The sequence below is a fragment of the Dehalococcoidia bacterium genome (genome assembly GCA_021295915.1).
In the GTDB taxonomy this organism is placed as follows: Bacteria; Chloroflexota; Dehalococcoidia; order Lucifugimonadales; family UBA1123; genus VXRN01.
This window is the reverse complement of record JAGWBK010000053.1, coordinates 4,336-15,114: the sequence shown is the minus strand read 5'-3', so window position 1 is coordinate 15,114 and position 10,779 is coordinate 4,336. Positions and strand designations below refer to the sequence as shown.

The window sequence follows — 10,779 nt, the reverse complement described above, 5'->3', positions numbered from 1 at the left end:
TCTGCGTCGGTCAGGTCTGTCGGATACGGTTTACGCTTCATAATGACCCGATCCTAACACTTCTCAGACACCCTCTTAGTTGAACCTTATGCCCCCGCCATTGGTGCCTTCGAAGTCGCTCGTGCTGTAGACGCCAAGATCTCTGCCCTGGTGTACGTGGATGATGATCTCCTGGCGGTGTATGCCAACGGCGTCCAGCAGTTCAGCTTCGATGTCGTCGATGATGTCCTGCACACCTTCGCTGGTCACGACCTCTTCAATGTTGAGGGTAGCGTGGACGACAGGGTCTGCGAAGTGCATGTCCAGCCTGCCGATGGCGTTTTCGTCCTGCATGATTATGTAGCACTCCGAGAATGGCGTGCGGGTCTCTCTCTGGAAGTCGTATCGGGCCATGACCCTCATCCCAGCCCCCTCCCACTGAGGGAGAGAGGGCAGTTGTTCGTAAGAGTAAATTCAGGAGCGGATCTGGCCGGAGCCAAGAACCGTCCACTTGTAGGATGTAAGCTCGCGCAGACCCATGGGGCCGCGAGCGTGGAACTTGCTGGTGCTGATGGCAACCTCTGCGCCGAGCCCGAACTGGCCGCCGTCGTTGAATCGGGTTGAGCAGTTGACGAACACCGCGCTGGAGTCGACCTCGTCCATGAAGCGCATGGCCGCTGAGTAGTCCTCAGTGACGATCGCGTCGGAGTGGCCAGACCCGTAGGTCTCGATATGCTCAAGCGCCTCGTCGAGCGAGTCAACTATCTTGACTCCGGCGATCAGGTCGAGGAACTCGGTGGTCCAGTCGTCGTCTGTTGCGGGCTTCACCTTCGGGGATTCGACGCCGTTGGTTGGGCCAACCAGGCTGAGCGCGCGCAGATCGCAGCGCATCTCCACCCCAGCCTCAGCGAATCTGTGAGACATGATAGGCAGGAACGCGGGGGCTGCTGCAGAGTGCACGATCACAGTATCCATGGCGTTGCATACCGAGTACCGCTGCACTTTGGCGTTGAAGACTATGTCGACAGCCATGTCGATGTCGGCCTCGCGGTCGACGTATGTGTGGCAGACTCCCACTCCTCCGGTAATGGCCGGCATTGTGGCCTCGCTGGCCACACGGTTGATGAGGTCCTGACCTCCCCTGGGAATCAGCAGGTCTATGTATTCGTCTGCGCTCAGCATTCTGCCCACCAGCTCCCGGTCGGTGGACTTGAACAACTGCACTGCATCCGCTGGTGCCCCTGCGTCGGCGATGGCCTCGCGAATGACCTCGGCCATGGCCGTGTTGGAGTTGATAGTGTCGCTGCCGCCCCTGAGTATGACGGCGTTGCCTGACTTGAGACACAGCGACGAGATGTCTGCCGTGACGTTTGGCCTGCTCTCGTAGATGACGCCCACGACTCCAAGGGGCACTCGCCGCCGGCCGACGTTCAGGCCGTTTGCCATGGTCTTCATTTCGATAGTCTCGCCGACGGGGTCAGGTAGAGCGGCCACGCTTCGCACGTCGTCAGCGATGGCGGTAAGCCTGTCGGGATCAAGCATCATGCGATCGAGATAGTAAGGCTCAAGGCCTTTAGTCTCGCCGTTCTCCAGGTCGAGCGCGTTCGCCTCTAGTATCTTGTCGCGACTGGACTCGAGACGGTCAGCTATGTTCAGAAGCGCCAGTGTCCTGACGCCGCCGCCGACCTTCGCAAGCTGGCGGGCGGCGATTCGTGCCGTCTTGCCCTTGGTTATGAGCTCATCGACTGTGGTCTGCATCGGTCAACTCCAGTTGGCGAGCCCGGCTAGCCGGAGCCCGCAGTCTCCACGTTGGCGGTCTGATTCAGAAGCACGATGTTGTCTCTGTGCAGCACCTCGTCGCCGAAGTAGTGCCCCAGTGTCGGCTCTATCCGGTTCGATCTCAACCGCTTTATGCTTTTGATGTCTCGGGAACTGTAGTTTGCAATCCCGCAGGCGATCTGGTGACTCTCGGTGTCAAGCACCATGACCACGGCGCCCCGGTCGAAGTCGCCCAGGGAATCCACGACGCCCGCTGCCAATAGAGAGCTGTTTCGATGCAGCAGGGCCCGCGCGGCGCCATCGTCCACGACGACGGCGTCGGACTCGTGCATCTGGCTGAGAAGGTATCGCTTGCGGCTCTCCATTCGTGTCGCGTTGGTCGGGAAGAATGTGCCGAGAGACTCACCGCGTACAAGTCGCTGAATGATGCCCGGCTGCCTTCCACCGGCGACAATTGAGTCCACGCCCGACGCGGTTGCCAGCTTGGCGGCCTCCAGTTTGGTCGTCATACCTCCTCGGCCGCGCCCGTCTGCTGAAGGGCCGCCGAGGGCTTCGATCTCTTCTGTGAACGACGAAACTACGGGAATGGGCCGAGCAGTGGGATCAAGGTTGGGGTCGGCCGTGAAGAGCCCTTCGACACGGCCGAGCATAATGAGCAGGTCGGCGTCGACGATATTTGCGACCATTGCGGAAAGCATGTCGTTGTCGCCGAACATCTCACCGCTCAATTCGTCAACGGCCACCACGTCGTTCTCGTTGATTATGGGCACGACTCCAAGGTCCAACAGCCCCAGCAGGGTGTTGCGTATGTTGAGGTAGCCCTCGCGATCGTTGATGTCTCTGCCTGTCAGCAGGGCCTGGGCCACGTGCACTCCATGTTGACCGAAGAGGCGCTCGTATGCGCTCATCACGCGGCTCTGTCCGATGGCCGCCAGGAGCTGCCTCATGTTGAGGCTGCTGTGTCCGTTAGAACTGCCTATGGCGTGCCTGCCCGCAGCCACGGCTCCTGAGGAGACGAGCAGCATCTGGCATCCGCTCTGCCGGAGCAGGGCGATCTGCGCGACCAGGTCAGTCATGATGGCCATGTCCAGCTCGTCCGAGCCGCTGGTGATCAGGGCCGTACCGGCCTTGACGACTACGCGGCTGTACGGACGGCTCCGGTTGCTGTTCTGTCCGGTCATGCTGGGAACGGGGCCTTACTGATAGATGTGGGAAGACGACTAATTGTAGCACGGGGCGGCACAGACGCCGGAAGGAAGAAGATAGCGGAAGCCTGTTCCGAGGCGTCTTCTCCGTCGCTCCCGCGAAGCCCGGAACCCTCCGGCCGCGGAGGGCCGCTCGGCAATCCAGGTGTAGTGAAACAGCTTCTGGAAGGAAGCTCGGCGCAAGTGAATAATTCCGCCAGAATATTAGAACAAATGTATTTACAAGGCAGAGATGCTGTGATATGCTCGTTGCATCACACTGAAACTAGCACGAGTTGGGGCGGAGAGCCCGCCAGGACAATACGGAGAGGTCATAGATGGACAAGAAGAAGCGCGAGGCACTTGAAGTAGCGATCGGACAGATCGACAGGCACTTCGGCAAGGGTACTGTCATGAGGTTGGGTGAGGACAGTGGCGGTGTGCAGATCGAAGCCATCTCGACCGGGTCCCTCGTGCTGGACGAGGCCCTGGGTGTGGGCGGAGTGCCCCGAGGTAGAGTCACCGAGATCTACGGTGCGGAGTCTTCCGGGAAGTCCACCCTGTCGTATCACATCATGGCTGAGGCGCAGAAACTGGGCGGGACCGCGGCCTACATAGACGCGGAACACGCGCTCGATCCTGGATACTCCGGGCGGTGTGGGGTCAATCTGGATGACCTTCTTCTATCACAGCCCGACAGTGCCGAACAGGCGCTGGAGATCTGTGAGTACCTTGTACGCAGCAGCGCCGTGGACGTGATCGTCGTGGACAGCGTCGCGGCCCTGGTCCCCAAGGCCGAGATAGACGGAGACATGGGCGACACACATGTCGGTCTCCAGGCGCGGCTGATGTCGCAGGCGCTGCGCAAGCTGACCTCGGCCATCAGCCGGTCCGACACCGCTGTCATATTCATCAACCAGATACGCGAGAAGGTCGGAGTGATATGGGGCAGTCCTGAGACGACCCCGGGCGGCAGGGCGCTCAAGTTCTACAGCTCCGTCAGGTTGGACCTCCGGCGCATCGAGTCGATCAAGCAGTCCAGCGACTTCGTCGGCAACCGGGTGCGGGTACGGGTCGTCAAAAACAAGGTCGCCCCTCCGTTCAAGACTGCTGAGATCGACATCATGTTCAACGAGGGGATCAGCAAGGAGGGCGAACTGCTGGAGCTCGGGACCGAGAAGGGCTTCCTCAAGAAGAGCGGTTCGTTCTACTCGTTCGGTGACATCAGGCTGGGCCAGGGCAGGGAGAACTGCAAGCAGTTCCTCAAAGAGGACCCCGAGATGGCCGGCCGCCTGGAGGCGTTGATTACAGGGCAGTCCGTCCCTGAAGTCAGCGTAAATGGCGGCGGAGACGGCAGCGATCTCGTGGTGCTGGTCAGCAACGAGCAGGAGTAGGGACAGGTTCAAGTTCCGGCGGTCGTTATCTCGGCCGCCGGCCCACAAATCGCCATGTATGACGACAAGCCTCTGCGAAAGGCGCTGGGGCGAGCGCTCAATCTAATCTCGTACCGCCAGCGTACCGAGCATGAGCTGCGCGACACGCTCGCAGAACGCTTTGAGGAAGATGTTGTCGACAGGGCGGTCGACTATCTCAAGGAGCAGTGCCTCGTCGATGACGAGGCCTTCGCACATTTGTGGTCGGGCAGCCGAACGCGAAACAGCCCACGCAGTGCCCGCGCGCTGGTCAGGGAGTTGACAGCCAAAGGGGTCTCCAGGTCAGTGGCGGATGCAGCGGTACTTGATCTGGACGACGAGGAGACGGCCCGAGTGGCCGCTGCGAAGTTTGCCCGGCGCCTTGTCGGGAATGACTACCAGAAGTTTCATCGCAGACTCTGGCAGCACCTGCAACGTCGTGGATACAGCGGGTCTGTTGCGCGCAAGGCCATTGCGGAACTGTGGCAGGAACGCAGTGAGGCTGACGGTCAGCTGCCAGACGAATAACCGGCCTGCCATGCCGGTCAACCGACCCTCTCGCGACCCCAACTTTGCTATTTAGCCCGTTCGCCATCACACAGACCTTTCTGAATCAGGCCTCTGTATGTATCTTTAGAGTCCACTGATGTCATGAAGGCTTGCCACGCGCGGGCCGCCTGTGAACGATCGGTGTGACCGTCTAGCAATTAGGGGATTGCAGTCATGCAGGATGAAGGGTTCTTATATCTCGTTCTTGTTGGAGTGTTCCTGGTACTGTCAGGGTTCTTCTCAAGCTCGGAGGCGGCGTTTCTGTCGGTACAGCGAACGAGGATTGCCCACCTTGTGAGCGAGGGGGTGCCCGGCGCCAAAAGGGTCGCAGACATGATCGGCAATCCTGAGAGGCTCCTGGCGACGATTCTCCTGGGAAACAATATCGTTAACACGGCCCTGGCTGCGCTGGTAACGGTCACTTTCATCGCCTATGCGGGCGAGGGCAACGAGGAGATTGCCCTGGCGGCTGCTACCGTGTTCAGCACGACGGTGCTCGTCATTCTCGGCGAGATCATTCCGAAATCAGTGGCAGTGCGAAAGGCCGAGCGGGTTTCGTTCCTCTACTCGTATCCCCTCAAGTGGACGGAGTATCTGCTGTGGCCTTTCGTCATACTTCTTCAGTGGATTTCTCGGGGAGTCAACTCGCTGCTGGGAGGTTCGAGTGACCAGCCTGTGATTACTGAAGGCGAGTTTCGCACTCTGATCGACATAGGGGAGGCGGAGGGCGAGTTCGAGACGGCTGAGGCCGTCATGCTGGAGAATGTGTTCCAGTTTGGGGACAGGCAGGTCAGGGAGGTGATGACCCCCAGGACTGAGATGGTTGCGGTCCAGCATGGCAGCACGCTGCGCGAATTCCTGAATACCTACTCGCAGAACTCTCATACGAGATTCCCGGTGTTCCGTGAGTCGCCTGACAACGTGGTGGGAGTGATCTCCCTGAAGGACGTGATGCGCCACATTTCTCAGAAGGGTCTGGGAGTTGACGATGTGGTGACGGACGCGATCAGGGATGCCTACTTCGTGCCTGAGACCAAGCGCATTTCCGAGCTGTTCGATGAGTTACGAGCCACAGGCAATCAGATGGCGTTGATTATCGACGAATTCGGAGGCGTGGCCGGTGTGGTAACTCTCAAGAGGCTGCTCGAGGTAGTTGTTGGACCTGTCGGTGAGGAGGGCGAATCGCCCGAGGACGAGTACAAGGCTATCGACGAGTACACCTTCCACGTCGAGGGTGGAATGGACATCGAGGAAGTCAACCAGGAAATCGGGATCGAGCTTCCGGATGGGGAGTACGAGACCCTGGCGGGATTCGTGCTCGACGTCCTTGGCCAAATACCTGATGAGGGAGACCAGTTCGAGTTCGGTGACCTGAAGTTTGAGATACTGGAGATGCAGGACCTGAAGATCGAGGAAATCAGCGTTACCAAGCCTGCGACGGCTTCGGGAGAGGCAGAGAGTGGATCTGATTCTCGTCAGACACGGTGAGACCGAGACAAACAGGCTCGGCAAAATCCAGGGCGTCAGTGAGATCCCACTTAATGTACGTGGGTTCGAACAGGCTGCAGCCGCAGCAAGAGTGCTGGAAGAGGAGAAACCGTTTGCGCTGTACGCCAGCCCGCTCAGACGGGCAGTCCAGACGGCTGATGCCATAGTCAGCCGGACGAGCATCGAATGCGTCATCGAGCATGGCCTGATCGAGATGGATGTCGGCGAGTTCGAAGGACTGACCGGGCGTCAACTCAGGGAACGATATCCTGAAGTGATGCAGTCTTGGGATGACGATGCCTACCGGACCGTTATGCCTGGCGGTGAAAGCCTCGCGATGGTCAGGGAACGCGCGTGGAAGACTGTGACAGCACTGGCTGACGTCCACGCTGACGGTAAGGTCGTGGCAGTAACTCACAACTTCACAATCCAAATGGTCTTGTGCGCCGCGCTCGGCATGCCCCCGAACAACTTCCGCAGGCTGAGGGTAGACCTTGGTTCAATCACCCGGCTCAGTGTGAGTTCGGAGCGCACCGTGCAGGTGTCGGTCAATGAGACCGGGCACCTGCGCAGATTGAACTAGAGCCATCGTCGAGGAGCGGGTGCGAGGAGTGAGGAGCGACAGCCACGCCAGAGACCCCGGGCCTGCCAGTCGCAGAGTTCTATCTGAATTGCGCCGGGCGGTTCGGGGGCACGCGATGACCGGATCGAAGATACTGGCTGCCGTCTCCGGCGGACCCGACTCGCTTGCGCTGGTCCATGCACTCGCTCAACTCCGTGACACTCTTGGCATTCGTCTCTACGCCGCTCACCTTGATCACGGTCTTCGCCCCACTGAATCGGCGGCCGATGCCGAATTCGTCAGTGAGGCCATGGACGAGCTGCGAGTCCCCCTGTTCTCAGAGAAGTCCGACGTCAGCCGATTCAGGAGAGAGAACCGCCTGTCAGTCGAGGATGCTGCCAGGCAGGTAAGGTACAAGTTCCTCGCTCGCGTGTCAGAGCAGGTTGATGCAGACGCTGTTGCGGTTGGACATAACCTGGACGATCAGGCTGAGACCGTGCTCATGCACCTCATCAGGGGAAGCGGTCTTGCGGGACTCAGGGCGATGACCCCCGTTTACACAAGGTCCATTGATGGCGTTCCCTTTACTGTATTCAGACCGTTGCTCAAGGTCCCGAAGGCGGACATGGTCGCGTACTGCTCCGAAAACGGACTGTCGCCCCGACTGGATGAGTCGAACCTGTCTGAAGACATGACGCGCAACCGGATCAGGCTGGACCTGCTGCCACACATGAGGTCTTACAACCCCGCAATTTCGGTCTCGCTTGGCAGATTGGCCGAGTCAGTCTCGCATGACATCGACTTCATAGCGCAGGCTGTAGACAGGGCAACCTCTGACGTTCTCACACGCGGCCCCTCGGGCGTGACGCTTGACCGTTCGGAGTTCGGGGACTTGCACCCGGCCATGCAGAGGCATCTGTTGAGACGGGCTGTTGAGTCAGTTGCTGGCAATGCGTCTGATCTGGAGTTCGCTCACATCGAGGAGATGACACGCCTTATGGCTGGTCCAGCGGGCAAGAAGACCCGTCTGCCCGGGCTGGTGACACTTGAGGTCGACCACGACTGGGCGTACCTAAGCGCAGAGCTTGAGCAAGCAAATTTGCTGCCAGAGGTGGATCAATATCCAACCAAGCTCAATGTTCCCGGCGACATGGCGTCAGGAGGTTGGACAGCATCGGCGCAGATAGTGGACGGTGCAGAGATCGTCTCAAATCCCCCTGACAGAATCGGGCTCAAGCTGGTAGAGAGGTTTGACGCTGACGCCTTGGGGCACGAACTTCTCGTTCGAACGCGACGGCCGGGCGATGTCTTCCGTCCACTTGGCATGAACTCGGAGAAGAGCCTGTCTGACTTCATGAAGGACGCTCACGTTCCCGCGCGTTGGAGAGACAGGCTTCCTATCATTACGAATGCTTCGGGGGAAGTGGCGTGGATCGTCGGATGGAGGATAGCGGACTGGGCGAAGATCACGGATGACACGCGCAGGGTTGTCGAAATCAGGTGCACTTACGACAATGCGAGGCCAGCGGCCTCAGAGATAGCGGGTCTCTCCTGAAGCTAGATCTTGCGGTCCAGGCGTGGGTTCGCGGTCACACCCGGGATGCGGCCGCGTTTGGCGATTGGTCTGCCGTCTATCTCATGGATGTCTGCGGTGAAGTTGTTCGGGGCGGCGTCTGAAATATACGAACCGACGATAAAGCGGTCGACCGGCGTGGACGCAGAGACGAAGTCCCTGATGCGGTCCGGGGTGAATCCGCCGCTAACGACGATCTCGACGTGTCTAAGCCCAGCCTGGTCCAGCCTGGCGCGAACTTCCTTCACGAGCTCTATCGACACGCCGCCACGCTCGGCAGGCGTATCAAGTCGGATTCCCCGGAGACGGTCTCTAAGCGCCTGGGCGACGTTGAGCGCCTCTTCGGCCTCATCCTTGAACGTATCCACGAGCGCAACCCTGGGTACGCCCTGGGGCAGGTAGCGGTCGAATGAACGTATTGCCCTCACCGAGTCTCCAAGAAGCAGCGGGAGTGCGTGTGGCATATCGCCCTCGGGGGTGACCCCGGCCATTCGGGCGCCCATTATCGTCGAGCAGGAAGTACAGCCGCCTCTGACGGCTGAGTAGTCTATGTTTGCGGCGATGTTTGGATGGACGTGTCGGGCGGACATTGCCACAACCGGAATGCCGTCCACAGCCCCGCCGGCGGCGTCCACGCACTCACGGGCGGCTGTTGCCCAAGCCGTGCAGGAAGCAAGAGTGCCGCAGATCGAGGTCTCGTACAGGCCAAATGAACTGTACGGCGCCCTCACGCGGAGCACGACCTCGCCCTCGTAGATGTGCTCGCCTTCCTCGAGGGACCACACCTCGACTCCGGTATCGGGCAGTACCTCCTCCAGCAACATCAGCACCTCGTCGATGCCGCAGAGTATCCCGTCGCGCGCAGGGAACATCTCCATGGTGACGGTCGGGTTTACATTCTCGTTCCTGAGAATGGTGAGAGTGCGTTGCAGGTAAACGTCAGCAGTCTCGCCGACGCGTACTGAAGGACGAATCTCGAAAGGCGTGGAGGTCGTGTTGATGTTTACCATCTATTGTGTCCGGTCCGGACCGGAACTATCCCGTAGAGGCGGGACTGACCAGCCTGGCGCCGAGAATCCTCTCCATATGTGTCAATGCGTAGGCGTGGGCTTCTGGATCGAAGCTGGCCACGCAGTCGGTGGGCACTTCCACGACGTAGTCGCGGTTTCTGGCGTCGGAGGTAGTGTGCATCACGCAGATGTCGGTGCACACGCCGCAGATGATGATCTTCTCGGGGTTTAGATCTGCGAGTCGCTGCTCCAGGTCTGTCTCAAAGAAGGCGCTGTACCGGCGCTTACGCAAAATGGAGCCGTCGTAGTCTCGAAGCTCGGAGATGACTTCAGCTTCCTCTGTTCCACGGACGCAGTGCACGGGGAACATCTGGAACTCGAGGTCGTCCGGGTCGTGGGTGTCGCAGATGAATATTACCTCTGCGCCGGCGGCCTGCTCGCGTTCGATCAGTTCCTGGATGCTGGGTATGATCCCTCTCGCCTCGTCGCCGCAGTACAGGTTATGGCCCTGCTCCATGAAGCCGACGACCATGTCGACGACAAGTACCACATTGCTCATGATGCGCCCCTCATCACAGTATAACTATGCGGGGCATTAAGCGCCCGCCCGTCGGTCAGAATGTTAACGTGGCGGTGTTGATCGCGCAAGATCGAATGCCGAGGGGCACAGGACGATGCCGGTTGTCCGCGATAGCGAGGAGCGCTAAGTGTCCATCGTGTAGATGAAGGCGCTTCCGAGTCTCCTGAAAACGGAGATAGGAGGTTAGTCGGAAGGCTTGTGCTTTTCTAACAGGCCCACGACCCGGTCGTCGATTTCGTCCGGGATGTCTCGGCCTGCGTCATGAAGGGCAATTGCCAGGTGAGCGTCGCGGTGGAGCTGCTCGCGCTCAGGCCTATCCTTGTAGTTGTCCTCTATTTCACCGAAGAGGGCGTCGATGTGTTCTTTTCTGAAGGCGGGCATTGGTTACCTCGTCGAATAAGGGGTATTGCGACAGACCAAACGGGGCCAGTTCCTAAACAGGATCTGACCCCGTTTGCGCTTTCAGTGTGCTAAGTCAGTGCGAACTGGCTAGTAGGCTAGCCTACTCGTCGCCTCGCGTGGTCTCGCCGCCTTCCAGAATCTCCTGGAGTTCGGTCACGAAGTCCGTCACGTCCTCAGAGGAGGCCTTGAAGTTGTTCTCCTGGATCTTCTCCTTGAACTGGAGGAAGAGCCACTCGTCCTTCTTGCCGTGCGGGAAGTCGA

At 59.5% G+C, this 10,779-nt stretch carries 11 protein-coding genes; 5 read left to right on the top strand and 6 right to left on the bottom strand.

The annotated features are described in order from the left end of the window. Positions 1-75: 75 nt before the first annotated feature. Genes J4G14_13380 through proB form a run of 3 tightly spaced genes read right to left on the bottom strand, consistent with a single transcriptional unit; the run spans position 76 to position 2,939 of the window. Positions 76-402, bottom strand: coding sequence for a hypothetical protein (locus J4G14_13380; protein ID MCE2458782.1), 327 nt, complete (start codon positions 400-402; stop codon positions 76-78). A gap of 51 nt (positions 403-453) precedes the next feature. After that, positions 454-1,737 (bottom strand): glutamate-5-semialdehyde dehydrogenase, encoded by a 1,284-nt coding sequence (locus J4G14_13375; GenBank protein ID MCE2458781.1) that lies wholly within the window; start codon positions 1,735-1,737, stop codon positions 454-456. Between the two features lie 26 nt (positions 1,738-1,763). After that, positions 1,764-2,939, bottom strand: coding sequence for a glutamate 5-kinase (gene proB / locus J4G14_13370; GenBank protein MCE2458780.1), 1,176 nt, complete (start codon positions 2,937-2,939; stop codon positions 1,764-1,766). A gap of 341 nt (positions 2,940-3,280) precedes the next feature. On the opposite strand from proB, the gene recA reads away from it, so the two are divergent. The 5 genes from recA to tilS all read left to right on the top strand — a co-directional run bounded on the left by recA (position 3,281) and on the right by tilS (position 8,508). Continuing rightward, a complete protein-coding gene (gene recA / locus J4G14_13365; GenBank protein ID MCE2458779.1) occupies positions 3,281-4,336 on the top strand; it encodes a recombinase RecA in 1,056 nt (351 codons plus the stop codon). A gap of 54 nt (positions 4,337-4,390) precedes the next feature. Continuing rightward, on the top strand, positions 4,391-4,882 hold the full coding sequence (locus J4G14_13360) for a regulatory protein RecX (GenBank protein ID MCE2458778.1): 492 nt from the start codon (positions 4,391-4,393) through the stop codon (positions 4,880-4,882). Positions 4,883-5,077: 195 nt separating this feature from the next. Then, positions 5,078-6,391: an HlyC/CorC family transporter gene (locus J4G14_13355; GenBank protein MCE2458777.1), complete on the top strand. Its 1,314-nt coding sequence runs from the start codon at positions 5,078-5,080 to the stop codon at positions 6,389-6,391. Further along, on the top strand, positions 6,363-6,974 hold the full coding sequence (locus J4G14_13350) for a histidine phosphatase family protein (GenBank protein MCE2458776.1): 612 nt from the start codon (positions 6,363-6,365) through the stop codon (positions 6,972-6,974). The genes J4G14_13355 and J4G14_13350 overlap by 29 nt, the downstream gene beginning before the upstream one ends. A gap of 115 nt (positions 6,975-7,089) precedes the next feature. After that, a complete protein-coding gene (gene tilS, locus J4G14_13345) occupies positions 7,090-8,508 on the top strand; it encodes a tRNA lysidine(34) synthetase TilS (protein MCE2458775.1) in 1,419 nt (472 codons plus the stop codon). A 2-nt stretch (positions 8,509-8,510) separates the two neighbouring features. Here tilS and J4G14_13340 read toward each other — a convergent pair whose 3' ends face one another. The 3 genes from J4G14_13340 to J4G14_13330 form a co-directional block, all read right to left on the bottom strand. Next, the gene (locus tag J4G14_13340) at positions 8,511-9,536 is read right to left on the bottom strand and encodes a nicotinate phosphoribosyltransferase (GenBank protein MCE2458774.1); all 1,026 of its coding nucleotides are present in this window, start codon (positions 9,534-9,536) and stop codon (positions 8,511-8,513) included. Between the two features lie 25 nt (positions 9,537-9,561). Next, positions 9,562-10,095 (bottom strand): cysteine hydrolase, encoded by a 534-nt coding sequence (locus tag J4G14_13335; protein MCE2458773.1) that lies wholly within the window; start codon positions 10,093-10,095, stop codon positions 9,562-9,564. Between the two features lie 204 nt (positions 10,096-10,299). Further along, positions 10,300-10,497, bottom strand: a complete 198-nt coding sequence (locus J4G14_13330) for a hypothetical protein (GenBank protein MCE2458772.1) — start codon at positions 10,495-10,497, stop codon at positions 10,300-10,302. Positions 10,498-10,779: the final 282 nt, after the last annotated feature.